General features: G+C 66.1%; 18 protein-coding genes. 10 read left to right on the top strand and 8 right to left on the bottom strand.

The window, feature by feature from the left end:
- Window positions 1-121 precede the first annotated feature (121 nt).
- Complete coding sequence (locus K7W42_RS14255) at window positions 122-850, top strand: phosphodiester glycosidase family protein (protein ID WP_224575546.1); 729 nt, start codon at window positions 122-124, stop codon at window positions 848-850.
- Here K7W42_RS14255 and K7W42_RS14260 read toward each other — a convergent pair.
- The 4 genes from K7W42_RS14260 to minD form a co-directional block, all read right to left on the bottom strand.
- Complete coding sequence (locus K7W42_RS14260) at window positions 847-2472, bottom strand: DUF937 domain-containing protein (protein ID WP_224575547.1); 1626 nt, start codon at window positions 2470-2472, stop codon at window positions 847-849. The genes K7W42_RS14255 and K7W42_RS14260 overlap by 4 nt on opposite strands.
- Window positions 2473-2640: 168 nt before the next feature.
- The gene (locus K7W42_RS14265; RefSeq protein WP_224575548.1) at window positions 2641-3708 is read right to left on the bottom strand and encodes an FtsW/RodA/SpoVE family cell cycle protein; all 1068 of its coding nucleotides are present in this window, start codon (window positions 3706-3708) and stop codon (window positions 2641-2643) included.
- Window positions 3709-3921: 213 nt separating this feature from the next.
- Window positions 3922-4170 carry a cell division topological specificity factor MinE gene (gene minE, locus K7W42_RS14270; protein ID WP_224575549.1) on the bottom strand — a complete coding sequence of 83 codons (249 nt, stop codon included), beginning with the start codon at window positions 4168-4170 and terminating at the stop codon, window positions 3922-3924.
- Between the two features lies 1 nt (window position 4171).
- The gene (gene minD / locus K7W42_RS14275; RefSeq protein WP_157461612.1) at window positions 4172-4972 is read right to left on the bottom strand and encodes a septum site-determining protein MinD; all 801 of its coding nucleotides are present in this window, start codon (window positions 4970-4972) and stop codon (window positions 4172-4174) included.
- 180 nt (window positions 4973-5152) lie between these two features.
- Here minD and rimO point away from each other — a divergent pair, with 180 nt between their 5' ends.
- The 3 genes from rimO to K7W42_RS14290 all read left to right on the top strand — a co-directional run bounded on the left by rimO (window position 5153) and on the right by K7W42_RS14290 (window position 9273).
- A complete protein-coding gene (rimO, locus tag K7W42_RS14280) occupies window positions 5153-6637 on the top strand; it encodes a 30S ribosomal protein S12 methylthiotransferase RimO (protein WP_157461610.1) in 1485 nt (494 codons plus the stop codon).
- 139 nt (window positions 6638-6776) lie between these two features.
- Entirely contained in the window at window positions 6777-8075 is a 1299-nt protein-coding gene (locus K7W42_RS14285; RefSeq protein ID WP_224575550.1) for a DUF2330 domain-containing protein, read from the top strand.
- Window positions 8076-8121: 46 nt separating this feature from the next.
- Window positions 8122-9273, top strand: coding sequence for a prepilin peptidase (locus tag K7W42_RS14290; RefSeq protein ID WP_224575551.1), 1152 nt, complete (start codon window positions 8122-8124; stop codon window positions 9271-9273).
- Window positions 9274-9486: 213 nt separating this feature from the next.
- Here the strand turns inward: K7W42_RS14290 and K7W42_RS14295 are convergent, their stop codons facing one another.
- Entirely contained in the window at window positions 9487-9924 is a 438-nt protein-coding gene (locus K7W42_RS14295) for a superoxide dismutase (protein WP_224575552.1), read from the bottom strand.
- 229 nt (window positions 9925-10153) lie between these two features.
- Between K7W42_RS14295 and K7W42_RS14300 the strand changes: the two genes are divergently transcribed.
- The 4 genes from K7W42_RS14300 to K7W42_RS14315 all read left to right on the top strand — a co-directional run bounded on the left by K7W42_RS14300 (window position 10154) and on the right by K7W42_RS14315 (window position 12980).
- Window positions 10154-11605 carry an aldehyde dehydrogenase family protein gene (locus K7W42_RS14300; protein WP_224575554.1) on the top strand — a complete coding sequence of 484 codons (1452 nt, stop codon included), beginning with the start codon at window positions 10154-10156 and terminating at the stop codon, window positions 11603-11605.
- The gene (mobA, locus tag K7W42_RS14305; protein WP_224575555.1) at window positions 11602-12144 is read left to right on the top strand and encodes a molybdenum cofactor guanylyltransferase; all 543 of its coding nucleotides are present in this window, start codon (window positions 11602-11604) and stop codon (window positions 12142-12144) included. Before K7W42_RS14300 ends, mobA begins: the two co-directional genes overlap by 4 nt.
- A 114-nt stretch (window positions 12145-12258) precedes the next feature.
- Window positions 12259-12567 carry an IS1/IS1595 family N-terminal zinc-binding domain-containing protein gene (locus tag K7W42_RS23445; protein WP_439648865.1) on the top strand — a complete coding sequence of 103 codons (309 nt, stop codon included), beginning with the start codon at window positions 12259-12261 and terminating at the stop codon, window positions 12565-12567.
- 23 nt (window positions 12568-12590) lie between these two features.
- Window positions 12591-12980, top strand: a complete 390-nt coding sequence (locus K7W42_RS14315) for an IS1 family transposase (RefSeq protein WP_224575557.1) — start codon at window positions 12591-12593, stop codon at window positions 12978-12980.
- 26 nt (window positions 12981-13006) lie between these two features.
- Here K7W42_RS14315 and K7W42_RS14320 read toward each other — a convergent pair whose 3' ends face one another.
- From K7W42_RS14320 to K7W42_RS14330, 3 genes are all read right to left on the bottom strand, one after another.
- Window positions 13007-13498 carry a DUF4385 domain-containing protein gene (locus K7W42_RS14320; RefSeq protein WP_224575559.1) on the bottom strand — a complete coding sequence of 164 codons (492 nt, stop codon included), beginning with the start codon at window positions 13496-13498 and terminating at the stop codon, window positions 13007-13009.
- A 202-nt stretch (window positions 13499-13700) separates the two neighbouring features.
- Window positions 13701-14393, bottom strand: coding sequence for a Dps family protein (locus K7W42_RS14325; protein ID WP_224575561.1), 693 nt, complete (start codon window positions 14391-14393; stop codon window positions 13701-13703).
- 48 nt (window positions 14394-14441) lie between these two features.
- Entirely contained in the window at window positions 14442-15341 is a 900-nt protein-coding gene (locus tag K7W42_RS14330) for an MBL fold metallo-hydrolase (protein WP_224575563.1), read from the bottom strand.
- A gap of 75 nt (window positions 15342-15416) precedes the next feature.
- Between K7W42_RS14330 and K7W42_RS14335 the strand changes: the two genes are divergently transcribed.
- Entirely contained in the window at window positions 15417-17594 is a 2178-nt protein-coding gene (locus tag K7W42_RS14335) for an APC family permease (protein WP_224575565.1), read from the top strand.
- A gap of 282 nt (window positions 17595-17876) precedes the next feature.
- A complete protein-coding gene (locus K7W42_RS14340) occupies window positions 17877-19103 on the top strand; it encodes an MFS transporter (RefSeq protein WP_369411367.1) in 1227 nt (408 codons plus the stop codon).
- Window positions 19104-19119 lie beyond the last annotated feature (16 nt).

Genomic DNA, 19119 nt, shown 5'->3' on the forward strand with positions numbered 1-19119 from the left:
GCGCCTGCGATTTCTGTCAAGCACCCTCTCTTGCGCCCAGGTTGAGGAAAGGGCCAGCAGTCCAGAAAACGGCCACCAGACGTCCTTTGTGTGGCCTCATGGGAGCGCGACATCATGATTCATGCTCCGTCTCACAGCCCTCCTGATGTTGATTGCCGCTCCCACCGCTTCGGCGCTGACTGTCCAAACCGTGAAGGCTGGTGGAGTGAGCTACACCGTGGCCACCGTGATGCCGGCGCGCGACACCCTGCGCCTGCACTGGCTCAATCCCACGACGAACGCGCCCTACACGACCTTTGAACAGCTGCGGGCGCGCCTGAGCAAAGAAGGCCGCACCCTTCTTTTTGCCACCAACAGTGGCATCTATGCGCCGGGTCTAAAACCTCTGGGCCTCCATATCGAGAAGGGGCAGACGCTGACACCCCTGAACCGCGCTCAGCAAGGCGGAAACTTTGCCCTGGTGCCCAACGGCGTGTTCTGGCTCAAGGGTGAACAGGCTGGGGTGACCGAAACCAGGGCGTTCGAGGCGGCGCGCCTCACACCCGATTTCGCCACACAGTCTGGGCCTCTGCTGGTGCAGAAGGGAGTCGTTCATCCTCAGTTTCGGGCAGCCAGCACCTCGTTCAAGCTACGCAGCGGGGTCGGTGTCTGTCAGGGCGGCGCAGTCAAATTTGCCCTCAGCAGCACACCCGTGAACTTTTACAGCTTTGCGACTTTCTTCCGGGACACATTGAGCTGCCCCGACGCGCTCTATCTGGACGGCAGCATCAGTGCTGTGGCCACACAGGAGCGGTCGGGGCAGTTCTTTCCTTTTGCCGGAATCTGGAGCGTCAGCCGCTGGGAGCGTTAACGCACGCTGAGATTCACAGTGCTGAGGGGCTCGGCGTCGGTGCTGCCCAAAGGACGCACCTCATAGGTGATGGCCCCAGGACCCGGGCGGCTCTGATAGCTCCACCCGCAAGTGGAATCCAGGGGGAGGTCCTTGCGGCCCACCACGCGCTCGCCACGCCGGACCGTCACGCTGTAGCCCTGACCCTCACCGACCCCGCCAAAGCGGAAGGGCTGCGCGACCGCCTGGCCATCGCTGATGCTGAGGGTGTACGTTTCGGTGCAGTTGGCCGCAGTGGCGCCTGCCTGAGGCGCCGCGACCGTTACGTTGAGGGTGCCCACGGCCGTCCCGTTCGTATCCCGGACGGCGTAGGTCTGCGGACCAGCGGCGGGGCTGGGCACCGTGAACGCCCACTGCCCGTCGTCACCCACCGTGATGTTGCCCAGGCTGGTGTCACCCTCCAGCAGTTCAAGGGTCTGCCCCGCCTCGCCCGTGCCGCGCAGTTCGAAAGCCCCGGCTGGAAGCCCCGCACCTTCCTGCGGCTCGGTAATGCCTACCGTGGCCGTCGCGTCTCCAGTGCTCGCCTCATCGCCCGCACTAGTCCCTGTGTCTGTGCCTGAGGTGTCGTCCCCAGCCACCGTGACATTGACGGCCTGACGGGTCTCGCCGCTCTGGACGGCGAAGGTGTGAGGCCCGGCCGCTGGGGCAGGCACCTCCGTGCTCCAAGTGCCGTCCGTCCCGACCGTGGTGGTTCCCACTTCAGTCTCGCCGTCCAGCACGCTCAGGGTGGAGCCGGCTGCGCCGGTCCCAGTCATGGTGAAGGGCGCTGAGGGCAAGTCGGTGTCGGCCGCTGGCGAGGTAATAGTGAGGGCGTTGCCTGTGGTGGTCGTGCTGGTGGCCGTGTTATCCGTGGTTCCCGTGGCGGGCGGCCGCTGAAGCAGCCAGCACCCACCGACCAGCAAGAGCAGCAACAGAGGCAGCAGCCACCAGAAATTGCGGCGCCTGGGCGGTGGCGTGGTCACAGTCGGGCCAGCCACAGAGCCAACCGTCACCGGCGGCACCACGGGCGCCGCGACCTGAGGCGGTGTCACCACAGGCGAGGTCACCGCAGGCTCAGCCGTCTGAATCGGCGGCGTCAGGCTTGCTACCCCCACTGTGCCCGCCCCCAACAGCGCCGCCAGCGCCAGCGGTTGACCGCGCACCTCGCTCAGGGCCGCTGCATTCTGGCTGCTCAGCCCGCGCTGCCCCAGACGGCTGAGCAGCAGTGGCAGAGCCATGTGCAGCAGGCGGGCACTCACGCCTGGGTCAGCGCCTGCCTCCTGAGCTGTGGCCCGCGCCAGATCATCCGCGTCTGTCCCCAGCAGGGCCGGGGTGAGCAGGATGCCGGCCTGCTCCAGATTCTCGGCACCATCCGGCTCGGCCAGAGCGCCAGACACGCTAGTAAACGCGGGCAGGGTGGCCACAGCTTCGCCCAGATGCGCCCGTCCCTCAGGAAGCGCGGCCTGCTCGGCCAGAGCGTCCAGCTGCCGGGGCAGGCCCGCTGCCAGAATGCGGCGAACATCGGTCTCAGGAGCGCCCGTGACCCGCGCCAGTGCCGGGACGCCTTCTGCGAAAAACGAGTCCAGCCCGTCGGTGATCTTCATGGTGTGCCTCCGTGAACAGCAGGCCGGCCTGGGCACTCCCGCGCCCGGCCCGAACCCTGCGGTGCTGACAACGCAGTTCACCGTAACACTGCGCGCCCAGAGGCTTTCCTGGGCGCGGTTCACGAAGTCTTATGGCCAGACTTTTTTAATTGAGCGGAAAGTGACGACTTACAGCTGACCCTCAAAGCGGTCACGGTGAACGACATACGCCAGCCCCAGCGTGGCCAGGGTACTGACCAGGCTGCTCAGGCCGTAGCTGATGAGCGGCAGGGTGATGCCCGTGAGGGGCAGCACACTCAGGGCGGCGCCCACGTTCTCGATGACCTGAAACCCCACCTGCCCCAGCACCCCGGCAAACAGAATCTGGTCTTGCAGGCGGGGCGCCTCGGCGGCCATACCTGCCAACCCCCACAGCAGGGCGCCGTACAGCACCAGCACGATGACGCCGCCCACGAAGCCCTGTTCTTCTAGCCAGGTGGACACGGCGAAATCAGTGTGGGCTTCGGGCAGGAAGCCGTTGTGCGACTGACTGCCCTGCTTATACCCCTTGCCCTGAAGGCCCCCGGACCCCACGGCGATGGTGCTTTGAATGACCTGATAGCCCGCGCCACGCGGATCTGCGTAGGGGTCCAGAAAAATGGTGAGGCGCTTTTGCTGATACGGCTCCAGGTGGGGATACAACACGGTGGGCACCACCACCGCCAGGGCGGCCACCGCCACCAGGGCGTGCCAGGCCGGAATACGCGCGGCCAGCAACATCACGCCAAACATCACCCCCAGAACCATGGCGCCGCCAAAGTCATGAACGACCACCAGGCCTGCCGCTGGCAGGAACACGGCAAAGGCGCGGGCATAGGTGCTCAGGCCCTTGTAGCCGCCGGCCAGCACCACCGCCAACATCAGAATCAGGGCGAATTTCAGGATCTCCAGCGGCTGAAACTGCAGTGGGCCCAGCAAAATCCAGTTGCGCTGCCCATTGACCTCCTTGCCGATGACAAACGTGCTGGCCTGAAGCCCCAGGGCGGCGGCAAACAGGTGCGGTGCGTAACGGTAGATGCGGTCACGCCCGGCCCACCACAGCAGGCCAATCGGCAGCGCGGCTAGGGCCACCCCCAGGAGCTGCTTGGTAAAGATGCCGCTGGAGGCGCGCGGCGAGAGCGCCGCCGTGCTGACGGTCATCAGGCCCACCACCAGCAGGGCCGCAATCACGATGGGAAACCGCAGATCGTACTTCACGGGTACAGGCTACGGCGCGCGCGGGTGAGACGGCTCAGGGCCGGTCCACAGTTGAGACGGACGCTGAATTGAACCGGGCAAAACGCTGGGGGAATCCGAGTGGACTCAAAGGGCTTTGCAGAATAGGAGGAGAAGAGACAGCTTGCGCTTCATTACGGCACATCCGGAAAAGCACCGGCGGCCCTTCCGGACCGCAAAAGCCAGCTGAAGCCCTTACTTGGCCCGGCCAGGCGAACCCTCGTCCAGCGGAATGTTGGCCATCAGGACGACCATATCGCCGCGCTGCTCGATTTCGACAGAGCTGTTTCCGGCCGGAAAGTAGCGCCGCACCACTTCCAGCAGGTCGTTGCGCAGGGCGTCCACCTTGCCCGGCGGAATCTGGGCGCGGTCGTAGGCCAGCACCAGTTCTAGGCGGTCTTTGAGGGTCTCCTTGGTGCGGCCCCGCTTCATCCACGAAAACACTTCAGGCCCCCCCGAACAGGCGGCGCAGCGCGGCCAGAAAGCCCCGGTCTTCCTCAAACTTGGGGTACGGCACGTCCTCGCCCTTCAGGCGGCGGGCGGTGGCCATGAACGCCTCGCCGGCTTTGGTCTTGCCCAGCACCGCCGGTTCACCCACGTTGGTGGACACGATGATGCCCTCGTCCTCCGGCACGATGCCAATGGGTTTGACGCCCAGGATGTCCAGAATATCGGCTTCGCTGAGCATGTTGCCGCTGGCGACCATCTTGGGCCGCAGGCGGTTGATGACCAGCCGGATTTCACTGACCTGCTGCGCTTCCAGAAGGCCAATGATGCGGTCGGCATCGCGCACGCTGGAGACCTCGGGGTTCACCACGACCAGGGCGCCCCCGGCCGGAGCAGCAGCGGTCTTGAACCCTGACTCGATGCCGGCGGGGCTGTCAATCAGGATGCGGTCAAAGCCTTCCTGCTCCACGAGGTCCCGCACCACGCCCTTAAAGACTTCGGGGTCCAGGGCGTCCTTGTCACGGGTCTGCGAGGCGGGCAGCAAGAAGAGGTTCTCGACGCGCTTGTCCCGGATCAGGGCCTGACTCATGCGGCATTTGCCTTCCAGCACGTCCACAAGGTCAAAAACCACGCGCGATTCCAGGCCCATCACCACGTCAAGGTTGCGCAGGCCCACGTCCACGTCAATGACGGCGACCTTCTCGCCCAGCTTGGCGAGCGCTGCCCCGATATTCGCGGTGGTCGTGGTTTTGCCCACGCCCCCCTTGCCGGACGTGACCACAATGACCTTGGCATTCATGCTGAGGCGCAGTGTACTGCGAGAAGCGGGACAAGCTCAGCAGAGGCTATGCAGCCGCGTGCGCCCTGTAACTTAGGTCCTTCCCTGCCCCAGCCCGCCGCGCTACAGTGGCGGGCTGAACTCTGTGCCCCTGGCCTCCGCGGAGTGTGGGACGGGCGCGGCGCACGAGCAAGGAGTCACATGACACAGGTAACGCCCGCCCCGGCAAAGAGCAGTGGGGGCACGAGAAAAGTGGGGTTTATCAGCCTGGGCTGTCCCAAAGCCCTGGTGGACAGTGAGCGCATTCTGACCCAGCTGCGCGTGGAGGGCTACGAGGTGGCCCCCAGCTACGAGGACGCCGACGCCGTGATTGTCAACACCTGCGGCTTTATTACGCCCGCCGTGGAAGAAAGTCTGAACGCCATTGGTGAGGCGCTGGACGCCACCGGCAAAGTCATCGTGACCGGCTGCCTGGGCGAGCGCCCCGAGAAAATCATGGAGCGTCACCCGAAGGTCGCCGCCATTACCGGCAGCGAGGCGGTGGACGACGTGATGGGCCACGTGCGCGAGCTGCTGCCCCTTGACCAGGGCGCCTTTACGGGCCTGCTGCCGGTGGCCGCCCCTGGCATGCGCCCTGAGCGTGAGACCACTCGCCACGGCGACGTCTTTGCCCCCAGCGTCAAGCTGACGCCCCGCCACTACGCCTACGTCAAGATTGCCGAGGGCTGTAACCACACCTGCTCGTTTTGCATCATTCCCAAGCTGCGGGGCCTTCAGGTGTCGCGTGATGCTGGGGCCGTGCTGTACGAAGCGTTCCGCTTAATTGCGGGCGGTACCAAAGAGATCATGATTATCTCGCAGGACACCAGCGCCTACGGGGTGGATGTGCGCTACCGCGAGTCTGAATTTCAAGGGGAGCAGGTGCGCGCCCACCTGACGGACCTGGCCGTGAAGCTGGGCGAGATGGGCGCCTGGGTGCGGATGCACTATGTCTATCCGTACCCACACGTTGAAAAGATTGTGGAGTTGATGGCGCAGGGCAAGATTCTGCCTTACCTGGACGTGCCCTTGCAGCACGCCAGCCCCAGTGTCCTCAGGCGCATGCGGCGCCCCGGCGCGGGCAAGCAGCTGGACACCATTCGCCGCTGGCGCGAGATTTGCCCGGAACTGGTGATCCGCTCCACCTTTATCGTGGGCTTTCCGGGCGAAACCGAGGACGAGTTTCAGGCGCTGCTCCAGTTTCTGGAAGACGCCCGGCTGGACCGCGTGGGAGCATTTGCGTACTCGGATGTCGAGGAAGCCGATGCCAATGCGCTGGACGGCGCCGTGCCCGAAGAGGTCAAGCAGGAACGCCTGGCCCGCTTCATGGAAGTCGCCCAGCGCATCAGCGCCGAGAAGCTGGCCGAGAAGGTGGGCCGCGTGATGGACGTGATTGTGGACGAATTCAATGACGACGAGGACGACTTGCCCGGCACCAAGTTGATCGGCCGCACCAAGGGCGACGCCCCCGGCATTGACGGCCAGGTGTATGTCTTTGCAGGCGATTTTGCCGGCCAGATCAAGATTGGCGACATCGTGCGCGTGCAGATTGAAGACAGCGATGAATACGACCTCTACGGCGAGGTGGTCGAGAAGCCGGCGTGGACCCCCAATGTCCCGCAACTGGGGCACTTCGGGCGGCACTAGCCGGAGACACACCAGGGCGCGGGGAGCTTCTTCCGCGCCCATTTCTATTGCACGGCACATCCGTATGCTCCGGCGCTGACGCACAGGTATGCTGCCTCTATCACCACACGCCCTCTCCCCTCTACTCACCGGAGTGCCCATGCGAAAAACCCGGCTGATCTGGACTGTTCTCGGCCTCGCCCTGACCTCCTCGGCGGCGGCCTTCTGCGGCTTTTTTGTGGCGAAGGCCGACAGCAAGCTGTTTAACCGCACCAATCAGGTCATCATCGCGCGTGACGGAAACCGCAGCGTCTTCACGATGATGAACGACTACAGCGGCAGTGTGAAGGATTTTGCGCGCATTGTGCCTATTCCGATGGTGCCCAAACGGGATGACATCCGCATTGGCGACCCCAGCATCGTCAAGAAGCTGGACGCCTACAGCGCGCCAAGATTGGTGGAGTATTTCGACGAGAACCCCTGTGCGCCGGTGCCCCCCCCAATGCCGATGGCAGCCCCCACCTCGGCCCCCGTGGAGGACCGGGCGGCCCTGCGTGCCCAGGCCCAGGGCGTGAAGATCGAAGCCAGCTACCAGGTGGGCGAGTACGACATCCTGATTCTGAGTGCGAGTCAGCAAAGCGGCCTGGCGGCGTACCTGCGCGGCGAGGGCTACAAGCTGCCGGCCGGGGCCGACGCGATGCTGGGGGGCTACCTCAAGAGCGGCATGAAGTTCTTCGTGGTGCGGGTGAATGTCGAGCGCTTTGAACAGGCTGGGGGCGGCTTTCTAAATCCGATTGTGCTGTCCTATACCTCGGAAAAATTCATGCTGCCCATTCGTCTGGGCACACTCAATTCGCCGGGCGAGCAGGACCTGACAGTCTATCTGCTCTCGCCGCAGGGCCGAATAGAGACGAGCAACTACCGCACGGCCTCCATTCCCACCAATAAAGAGGTGCCGCTGCTGGTGAAAAACCAGTTTGCGCCCTTCTACCGCCACGTTTTCCGGCGCGCCTACGAGCGGGAAGGCAAGAATGTGGCCCTGCTGGAATACGCCTGGAACACAAATAACTGTGACCCCTGCTCCACCGAGCCGCCCACACCCGAGGAATTGAAAGAGGCCGGCGTGTTCTGGCGGCAGGAGGACTGGGGCCGAGCGCCCGCATCTTCGCAAGACGTCCCGGCGGGGCCCGCCAAGCCCGTCTACCTGACCCGGCTGCATGTGCGCTATACGGCGGCGACCTTTCCGCAGGACCTGCACTTTAAGGTGACCAACAACCAGACCACCTTTCAGGGCCGGTACATCCTGCGCCACCCGTACCAGGGCAGCGCCAGTTGTGCGGCCATGACCAGCTACCGCACTGAGCTGAAGCGCCGCAACGAGGCCCAGGCCCAGACCCTGGCCAACCTGACTGGCTGGGACATCACCCACATCCGGCAGCGGATGCAGGGCAGTCAGTAACGCCTGAAGACGTCTCTGTAAGACTTCGCCCCTTAGACTTGCTGGCGTGAGTCCTGACCTCCTGCTTGTGGTGTTTGCCGGTCTGCTGGGCCTGCTGGTCGGCTCTTTTTCCAATGTGCTGATCTGGCGGCTGCCGCGCGGCGAGAACATTGCCTTCCCGCCCAGCCACTGCCCGCACTGCGACCACCGGCTGGGCGTGGCGGACCTGGTGCCGGTCTTTTCCTGGCTGGCCCTCCGGGGCAAATGCCGTTACTGCGGGGCGCCCATCAAGGCGCGCTATCCAGTGGTGGAGCTGCTGACGGGCATCGGCTACGCCACCATTGCCGCGCTGTTTCCGCCGCTGACCGTGGGCTGGGGCGCCCTGGGGCTGATGGTGCTCTTCACGCTGCTGCTGGTGGGCAGCGCCATTGACCTGGACACCTACACCATTCCCGACGAACTGACCCTGCCCGGCGTGGCGCTGGGCCTGGCCTTTGGCGCACTGAACGGCTGGTGGGGGGCGCCGGAGCTGCCGGACTTTGCCGGCGCAGTACAGGGCGCCCTGCTGGGTGCGGGCCTGCTGGTCGCCATTAACCAGCTGGGGTCATGGGTGCTGCGGCGTTTCCGGGAGCGGCAGTTTCCCGAGTTCCCGCTGGGCTACCAGCAAATCAGCCTGGCGCTGCTGGCGGGCGCGTGGCTGGGGCCGTGGTGGGGCGCAGGCGTGGGCCTGCTGTCGGCGGGGGTCAATCTGGCCGCGCGGCGCGTGGTGCGCATTCCCGAACTGCTGACCCTGGGCGGGCTGCTCGTGAGCGTGATGCTGGGCAGCGCCGGCTTTGGCCCCGGCATGATTCTGATGGTGCAAGGCGCCCTGGCCGCCGCCGGCGCGGTTTCGCTGGTGTGCGGTGTGTACTGGTGGGTGCACTGGCGACGCCACCGTGAAGACGACACCCCGCAGGACGACGCCCAGAGCGACGCCAGCGCCATGGGCTTTGGCGACGTGAAACTGGCGGCCGTCATTGGCGCTTTTCTGGGCTGGGAAAGGCTGCTGGTGGCGCTGGTGGTGGCAGTGTTTGCCGGGGCGCTGCTGGGCCTAGTGCAGATGGCGACCCGCCGCGAGAACCGCGTGAAGTTTGGCCCCTACCTGGCGCTGGGGGCCGTGGTGGCGCTGCTGTGGGGCGGGTCCCTGGTGGCCAGTTACCGGGCGATGTTGGGGCTATAAGGTCGAAAAAAGTCAGCCTTGAAGCCGAGAGGAAGCGAGCGAAGCTGGTGCGAAAACAGGACGCCGCAGGTTCTATCTCCAGGTTTAGAAAAGCACTGGAATCGCTCTACCCCATGATCCCCTAGATGTAAGCCCTCCTGCTGGCACAGTCCCATCCCAGATAAAAACAGCGCCAGAGGGGACCATTCCCCTCTGGCGCTGCCGGCTTTGCCTTTACATGATCTTGACAGGCGTGCAGCTGACGCCAGCATCTGCCGGCGTGCCCGACGCGTCACTGGCCGTGTGAATGTTGAAGTAGGTCGCGCTCATCACGTCGCTGGCGGCCACGGACCCCATCAGGGTCAGCATCCCCATGCTGTCTGACTGGGCCACCATCTTGCTGCTCATGATGGCTGGGCCATTGCTGCTACACGGGTCAGTGCTGGCCGTTCCCTGGTTATGGTAGTGCGCCACGTAATAAGTATTGGGCGCCAGTCCCATGACTTTGGCACTGGTCATGACCATCATGGCGTCTTTCTTGACGTCCACCGTCCCACTTGAATTCAGGGCGCCGCCTGCTGGCTGCTTGCCCAGTGTGTAGGTCATCGGCGACATCATGGTGCAGGCACTCAGAGCCAGGGTCAGGACCGAACCAGCCAAGATCATCTTCATAGGGCCACCTCCGAACAAGAGTTGAAACGAATCGGCCGTAGTGTGTCGGCATCCATGCGGCGCAGAGTGTTGCTTTGGCTGCTTTATGACAAGACGGCCAAGAGCCAGCACAGGTCCTGAAGGCTGCATAGAAGCGTTTGCTCTGACTGCTAGACCAGCAGCAGCCAACTGGTCAGACCAGTCATCTCTGCGTTATACTCAGTTCAAGCTCCACTCCCCAGAGGTGTCCATGACGCAGCCTGCCCCCCCGGCCACCACGCCCGACCTGCACGCCCTTTTCGAGCGGCAGCGCGCCCACCGCTGGACGGCGGCGCAGACGACCCCCGCGCAGCGGCAAGCGATTTTGCGCCGCCTGCACGACGCCATTCGTGCCCGCCGCACGGCCCTGGCCGACGCCCTGAAGCGGGACCTGGGCAAAAGCCGCGCCGAGGCCGAAATCACAGAACTTCACCCAGTCCTGGAAGAAATTCAGCACGCCATTCGCCGACTGCCGCGCTGGATGGCCACCCGCACCGCCCCCACCCCAGCGGTGCTGCTGGGCGCCAGGAGTGAGATTCAGCCGCAGGCGCGCGGCGTCACCCTGATTCTGAGCCCCTGGAATTACCCGGTGAACCTCGCCCTGGCGCCACTCGTGGCCAGCCTGGCGGCGGGCAACACCGTCATCCTGAAGCCCAGCGAGAAGGCGCCGCATGTGGCCCGGGCGCTGCGCGAACTGCTGGACAGCGTCTTTGAGCCGCACCTTGTGGCGACGGTGGAAGGGGACGCCGAGGTGGCCCGCGCCCTGACCGACCTGCCGTTTGACCACATCTTTTTTACAGGCAGCACGGCGGTGGGCCGCCAGGTCATGCGCGCCGCCGCCGACCACCTCACCAGCGTGACCCTGGAACTGGGCGGTAAGAGTCCGGCCCTCATTGACGCCAGCGCCGACCTGACCCTGAGCGCCGAGCGAATTGCCTGGGGCAAGCTGCTGAATGCCGGGCAAACCTGCGTGGCCCCGGACTACGTGCTGGTGCCTGAACACCAGCAGGGCGCGCTGCTGCTGGCCCTGGACGAGGTAATCGCGCGCCGCTACGGTGACCGCGCGTGGCTGCGCGCCGGCCCCGATTACGGGCGACTGGTGGACGACCGCAGCGTGGAACGTCTGGAGCGCCTGACCCGTCAGAGCGTGGCGCAGGGGGCGCGGGTGGTGCGCGGCGGCGAATTCAGCCCCGCCGAGCGCTTTGTGGCCCCGACCATCGTGGCTGACGTGACCCCGGACATGCCCCTGATGGCCGAGGAACTGTTTGGCCCGGTGCTGCCTATCCTGACCTACCGCACGCTGGACGAGGCCCTGGCCCTGATTCGCCGGCTGGACGCCCCGCTGGCCCTGTATCTGTTCGCCGAGGATGAGGCCGTGACGCGCCGCGTCCAGCGCGAGACGACCAGCGGCGGCATGGTGGTCAACGGAACAGTCGTCCACCTGACCAACCCCCATCTGCCGTTTGGAGGCGTGGGACCCAGCGGCATGGGCGCCTACCACGGCGAACACGGGTTCCGGGCATTCAGCCATGAGCGCGCCGTGCTGACCGAACCCCGACGCAGTGTGGTGCGCTTTACCTATCCGCCCTACGGCCGCCCAGGGCCGCGCCTAGTGGCCTGGGCGCTGCGGCTGCTGGAACGTCAGAGCGGCCCGCGCGAGTGAACGACCTGACGGCGGCCGTGCTGGCAGGAGGCCGCTCCAGCCGCTTCGGGTCCGACAAGGCGATGGCGCTGCTAGACGGGCAAACCCTGCTGAACCGGGTGTGCACCAGTCTTCAAGGTTGTCCCACGCGCCTGCTGGTGGCGCCGCCGGGCCGTTACGACGCGCCTGGCTGGCACCCGGTTCCTGACACCCGGCCCGGCGAGGGGCCGCTGGCTGGCTTGGAGGCGGCTCTGGCCGCTGCTCCCCCCGGCTGGGTGGCCCTGGCCGGCGTTGACCTGCCGGACCTAACCCCTGATTACTGGCAGGCGCTGTGGGCGGCCCGGACGCCAGAGGCCCTGAGCGTGCAGGCCCTGGACGCCAGCGGGCGCCCACAACCACTGGCCGCGCTGTATCACACGGCGCTATTGCCCAGGGTGACTGGCCTGCTGGACAGTGGCGAGCGGCGCCTGCGCCTGGCCGCTTCCAGGGAAAGCACGGTGCTGGTCTCTGGCCTGCCTGGCCTGCGCAACGTCAACACACCGGCCGACCTACAACAATAAAAAAGCCGCCTCTTGGGCGGTGATGTCAACAACTCTAGCGCGGTATACGGCCTGAGTCAAGGGTATGCACCCGACGGTCGTGGATTTCTGAGCATGACGGGTGTTCAATGCTGTATGAACGGTCTGGAGTGTCCGCAGTGCGGCGCCGTCCGCATCGTTAAAAACGGTCACGCCCATACGGGCAAGCAGCGGTATCTCTGCCGCATCTGTGGTCACCAGTTCACGCTGAAACCGAGCTGGCATCGGGTTTCAGTGGAGACCGTCGCTCTCGTTGACCGGTTGTTGACTGAGCGCATCTCCCACCGAGGGATCTGTCGGGTCACCGGGGTCAGTCGCTCCTGGTTCCGGCTCCACCTCAAACAGCTCGGCCGCAGTGTCCCACACGGCTTTGATGACCCGATGTCCCCAGCAAAAAAAGCCTGAGCATTCCAGCACCCTTGCGGAGGGTGCTGGAATGCGACGAATTATGCACGTTCGTGAGAAACCGCCAGCGACCCCTCTGGATCTGGCTGGCCATGGACCGACACACCCGACGGATCGTTGGGTGCTTCCTGGGCCCACGTGACACCCTGGGTGCCTCTGGGTTGTGGCACAGCCTCGAAACACCGTACCTGGACGCGGTCTGTCATACAGACCGCTTGGCCGCGTACAAGAGTGTCGTGTTCGGGAACCGGCACCGGATCGGCGGCACCCAACACATCGAGCGCTTCAACGCGACCTTGCGCGCCCGTCTGGCGCATCTGGTGCGCCGTTCGCTGTCGTTTTGCCGGCGTCAGTCTCACCTGGAAACCGTCGTCTGGCTCTTCATTCACCGCTACAACGCGTCATTACCCTGAACCCTCGACGCACCCGACTTCCACCCCTAGCCATACTTCGCCTTGTGTTCCTTCTTCTGCCGGGCGTAGTCCTCGTTCGCTTCGGCCTGGTCCCACTTGGCCTTGAAGATGCGGGCCGATTCGGCCTTGACCGGGTCTTCGGGGGTGCGGGGCAGTTCAGGGCGGCCGTGGGCGCCGCTCTGGCCTTTCTTGTCGTCGGGCACGGGGCCATCGTACTTTTTGCCGCCCTTGTGGTTGGCGTAGCGCCGCGAGCGGGTGAAGCCCATTTGCAAGAACTTGCGGGCCATATCGGCGCCCACAAAGTCACCGGCTTTCAAGTAAGCCAGGAACAGGCCGTAAATGGTCTCGCTGCTTTCACGCGCGGCGTCCGGCGTGGCAAAGCGCCAGTGCGGCAGAATCTCGCCCTTGTACGGCTGCACCAGCAGTACCCCCTGTTCCCCCACCCCCACCCGGTACAGCTCGGGGTGGGCGCGCAGGTCCAGGGTGCGGTAATCCAGGGAGTAGTCAAATTTGGGCATAGGTGTCTTGTAGAAAGGGGTGGGCTACTGGGAAGGTCTGGCGGCCTCTCGCTTGCTCGGCGGCTCTGCAAGCCTCACAGCGACTCCCAGTTGGGGCGCCGTTGGCCCCGCGCTTCCACTTCTGCTAATGCTTTCGGATGTTCACTCAGTTCGGCCCAGAGCACTTAAGGGAACTTGCCCTCAAGTGCTCTGGAGTCTGCTGCTAGTTCAGATACTGGTCGTCCATCATAGCCTGAAGCATCCAGCGAATCTTGTCGATGGTCTGGGCATAGCCGTTGTACATGTCGGCGGTGGCAGGGTCATTGGCCTCGTCCACGGTCTGCGAATCGTCGCGGTAGCCCTTGCCCACGCGGGTCAGGTCGGCCACCAGGTCGGCCACCTGGGTGCGGGCATCGCGCACGGTTTCGGTGGGCACCTGCACGGTGCTGTGGCGCTCGATGTCGGCAGGCGCGGCGATGGGGCTGCCGCCCAGGGCCACCAGGCGCTCTGCCTGCTCGTCAATGCCGGGGAAAATCTCGGCAATGAACTCGTCATAGGCCAGGTGCAGGTCACGGAAGAACCGCCCGCGAATGTCCCAGTGGTACTTCTTGAACTTCAGATACAGGCTGATGGTGGTCGCCAGGTTGCGCTGCAGGGTCTCGGCCACAGTGCCGAACTCGTCTTCAGAGAGGTAGGCGTGGTCCACCAGGGCGTTGTTGGTGGTGTTCAGGTGTGCGGCGTCGGCCCCGGCACTGCCGGTGGCCTGGCCCGCCACGGGCTTGCCGTCGCTGGTCGCGGCTGGGGCTGACCCTTCGGCGCTCAGGCGGTCCTTCTTGGCCTTGCTCTTATCGGCGCTCCTGTCGGCGCCTTTGGCCGCGCTGGTCTTGTCGGGGCTACTCTTGCCTTTCTTGGTCATGCGGTCACCGTACCGCTGGGCCGCAGCCGGCGCCTATACGGGCTTTCTTCACGCTCGGGCGAAGGTCAGGCCACTGGGCTGCACGCTGAGGGTCACCTGGCCGGCCTCCAGCAGCTCGGTCAGGTGGGCCGCCACCACCGCCCGGTTCAGCACCGCCGCCCCAGCAGTGGTCATCGTCACGTCCAGCGCCTCGCACACGCGCCCCAGGAGTTCATCGGTGGAGGCTGGCCCCATCTCCACCCCGCCCAGCACCGCCGCCGTGGTGCGCGCGTAGGCCGCCAGATTGGCGGCGGCCAGCCCCGGCAGGTCGGTGGTGGGGGCGCCGTGACCGGGCAGGGTCACCCGCACGCCGGGCAAGCGCCCCAGCCGCGCCGCACTGGCTTTCTGCGCCCCCGAATCGGCACAGAAGGTCAGGGGATGTTTCTCCAGCGCCTCCGGGCCAAACAGGGCGTCGGCGGCATACAGCACGTCGCCGGCGCGCACCGCCACCATCTGGAGGGCGTGCCCAGGCACCTCCAGCAGCTCCAAGGTGACGCCCCCCAGCGTCAGGGGACCTGTGGCCGTCAGCGGCCGCGCGGGACTGGCGGGGGCCAGCAGAAATTTGCCTTGCAACTCGCGCGGAGGCCGGGCGCCGAACAGCCCCCAGGGTTCCAGCAGCGGCTGGGCGATGATGGCGGCTTCCAGCGGCGGCGCGTAGACCTCTAGCCCCGGAAAACGCTTGAGAAGAAAGGCGTTGCCGCCGTGGTGGTCGGCGTGGCTGTGGGTGTTCAGGAGGGCGCTGGGCGTCAGACCTTCGCCCTCGACAGCCCGCAGCAGTTTGCGCGCGTGGCTGTCGTCCAGCCCGGTGTCCACCAGCAGCGCCCCGCCGTGACCATTGGCCAGCACGAGGCTATTCACCGCGCCCGGCAGGTAAAAGACGCCAGGGGCCAGAGGGGTCAGGAGACTCATGGCCTTCACAGTACGGGGGCCAGGGCAGACGGACCCCTGCCCACCCCCGCGCGGCAGTGGAGTAGGCTGCCGCATATGGCTCCTGCTGAACGCAGCCCGCTCATGAAGTGGTTTCTGGAAACCAACCAGCCCGAACCCGAAGGCTTTTACGAGGACGAGCGCGAGGTCGCCGCCCAGCACCATACCCAGCCGTGGTGGAAGGTCATGTGCCTGACGGGCGTGGACTATTTCTCGACGCTGGGGTATCAGCCGGGCATCGCCGCGCTGGCGGCCGGCGCCCTGTCGCCGGTGGCCACCCTGGTCCTGGTCCTGGTCACGCTGCTGGGTGCCCTGCCCATGTACCGCCGCGTCGCAGAGGAAAGCCCCCACGGCGACGGCAGTCTGTCCATGCTCGAACGACTCCTGAGCTACTGGCCCAGCAAGATGCTGGTCCTGAGCCTCATCGGCTTCGTGGCGACTGGTTTTGTCATCACCATCACCCTGTCGGCCGCCGACGCCACCGCCCACCTGATCGAAAACCCGCTGCTGCAAGAGGCCCTGGAAGGCCGCCACGTTGGCATCACCCTGCTGCTGATTGCGCTGCTGGGGGCCGTGTTCCTGAAAGGCTTCAAGGAAGCTGTGGGCATTGCCGTGGGGATTGTGGCCCTGTACCTGGGTCTGAGCCTGGTGGTGGCGGGCAGCGGCCTGATGGATATCGTGGCCCGCCCTGAACTGCTCAGAGAGTGGTGGACGGCCCTGGGACAGGCGTATCTCTCGCCGCTGGCCATGCTGGGCGCGGCGCTGCTGGTGTTCCCGGCCCTGGCACTGGGCCTCTCGGGGTTCGAGACCGGCGTGGTCGTCATGCCGCTGGTAAAAGGCGACCCCGACGACACCCGCCAGAAGCCGCTGGGCCGCATTAGCAATGCCAAGAAGCTGCTCACGGCCGCCGCCCTGGTGATGTCGGTCATGCTGCTGGCGTCCTCGGTGGTCACCACGCTGCTGATTCCCCGGCACGAGTTCTGGGCCGCCACCAGCGTGAGCAAGCCGGTCAGCACCGCCGACATCCGCGCCGGGCGGGCCGTGGTCAATGTGCCGCTGGACCATCCCACCCGCCCACGCGAGATTTACAGCTTTCTGGTGCCAGCCGGCCGCAGCGGCACCTTTACCGTCGAGGCGAACACGGTGGGGGGCCTGGTGCCCATGCTGGTCACGGTCCGGCCAGGCGGCTCGGCCACCACCGTCACGGTCGCCACGCCGCCCGGCAAGGCCAACGGGCGCGCGCTGGCGTACCTGGCCCACGAGCGCTTCGGCAACGCCTTTGGCACCCTCTACGACGTGGCCACCATCCTGATTCTGTGGTTCGCCGGAGCCTCGGCGCTGGCGGGGCTGCTGAATATCGTGCCGCGTTACCTGCCACGCTACGGCATGGCCCCCGACTGGGCGCGCGCCACGCGGCCACTGGTGCTGCTGTTCGTGGGCATCAGCGCACTGGTGACCATCCTGTTCGAGGCCAATGTAGACGCCCAGGCCGGCGCCTACGCCACGGGCGTGCTGGCCCTGATGACCTCGGCGGCAGTGGCGGTCTTTCTGACCGAATGGCGGCGGGGACACCGGGGCGCGGCGGCCGCCTTTGCCCTGGTCAGCGTGGTGTTCATCTACACCAGCGTGGTCACGGTCAGCGAGCGCCCCGAAGGCCTGTACATCGCCCTGCTGTTCGTGCTGGGCATCCTGATGGTAAGCGTGGCCTCGCGCATTGGCCGCAGCACTGAGCTGCGCGTGCAGCGCGTAGACCTTGACGACACCGCCCGGACCATGCTGGACGAGGTGAGCGCGCGCGGCCTGCCGGTACGCTTTATCGCCAACCACCTGGACCAGGGCGACGACCTGGAATACCGCGAAAAGGCCCTGGATGTGCGGCTGGGTAACCACCTGTCGCCGGGCGAGGCCGCCCTGTTTTTAGAGGTCGCCATCCGGGACGCCAGCGACTTCAGCGCCGCCGTGCCGGTAACCGGCGTGCGGGTGGGACCGCACCTGATTCTGCGGGCCACGGGCCCCAGCGTGCCCAACACCCTGGCTGCCGTGCTGCTGCATGTGCGCGACCTGACAGGTACGCCCCCCCACGTCTACTTTGAATGGAGTGAGAAAGGACCCGCCGCCAACGCCCTGCGCTTTCTGCTGGCGGGCGAGGGCGACATTCCGCCGCTGACCCACGAAATTCTGCGTGTGGCCGAGGCCGACGCCGACCGGCGCCCACGGGTGCATGTGGGGGGCTAAGAGCAGAACCCAGAGCGGTCACTGGTGGCGACCAGTGGCCGCTTCTCAGACGAACGCTGAACGGGAGTTGAAAAAGGCGCCCCTGGTCTCAAGGTGGAACTGGCAGATGCTGTGAATACAGCTCTGCACCTGCTGGGCAGTCCCAAAATACTAACCGCACTTTCCTCAGGGTCACGATCTTAGCCGCAAAGCCCCGTGCGGCAGCGTTGGTCTCTAAGGCCGCTCTGCCCTGGTGTCGGCCGGCGGGACAACGCCAGGCCGGCCGGGTGTAGCCTGCCCGGCGTGAGGACACCCCCCGTTCCCTTTCGCCCCTCGGCGGCGCAGCTGGGCCTCGTGGCCGCCAACTTTCTGATGTGGGGCGGTTTCTTTGCCGTGATTCCCCTCGTCACGGTGCACTTCAGCGGTCCAGTGGCCCAGGGCGGGCTGGGCTGGGCGGCGGCCAGCGTGGGGCTGGTGCTGGGCCTGCGCCAGTTGACCCAGCAGGGCCTGACCGTATTTGGCGGCGCCTGGGCCGACCGCCTGGGGCCAAAACCGCTGATCGTCTGGGGCTGCGCGCTGCGGACCCTGGGCTTTGCCTGGATGGGCTTTTCGGACAGCCTGCCCGAGCTGCTCGCTTCGGCGCTGCTGGCTGGGGTGGGGGGCGGCCTGTTTGACGCGCCCAAGAGTGCGGCCATTACCCAGGTGACCCACCCCGACCACCGCACCCGCATGTTCAGCCTGACCAGCCTGTCGGGCAACGCCGGCATGGTGACGGGGCCCCTCCTCGGCACCGCGCTGCTGGGCCTGGGCTTCCGAACTGCGGCGCTGGTGGCGGCCAGCGTATACGTGCTGGCGGGCCTGGTGCTGGTCGTCACCCTGCCGCACCTGCGCCCCGAGGGCCGCCCTGGCAGCAGCCTGGCGGGCCTGCGGCAGGCCGCGAAAGACACCCGGTTTCGGCGCTTCACGCTGGTCCTGATTGGCTATTTCATCCTGAGCACGCAAATCAACGTGGCGGTCACCCTCAAGGCCATCAGCCTGGCGGGGCCGGGGGCCACGGGGCCGCTGTACGGCCTCTCGGCGGGACTGGCCGTCTTGCTGCAGTATCCGCTGCTGCGCCTGGTCGAGCGCTGGCTGCCGGTCAGAACGGCGCTGGTTACCGCCGTGGCCCTGGTGGGCCTCAGCCTGGGGCTGATGAGCCTGGCAGGCACCTTTCCGGCGCTGCTCGCCTGCGTGGCGCTCTATAGCCTGGGCACCATGATCGTGTACCCCACCCAGCAGACCCTGACCGCGCGCTTTGCGCCGGGCGCGCTGGTGGGCAGTTACTTCGGGTTCTCAGCCATCAGCCTGGGCGTGGGAGGGGCCGCCGGCAGCGTGCTGGGGGGCGCGCTGGTGGATACGGGCGCTCACCTGGGCCTGAGCGCCCTGCCGTGGTTGACCCTGGCGGCCATCGGGGGCGTCAGTGCAGTAGGCCTGGCCTGGGCGCTGCGAGGCTTTGATGGTGGCCCGGATGGAGATGCGGCCGACAGTTGAGGGCGGTGTTCCGCGC

This window comes from Deinococcus betulae, assembly GCF_020166395.1.
Taxonomy (GTDB): domain Bacteria; phylum Deinococcota; class Deinococci; order Deinococcales; family Deinococcaceae; genus Deinococcus; species Deinococcus betulae.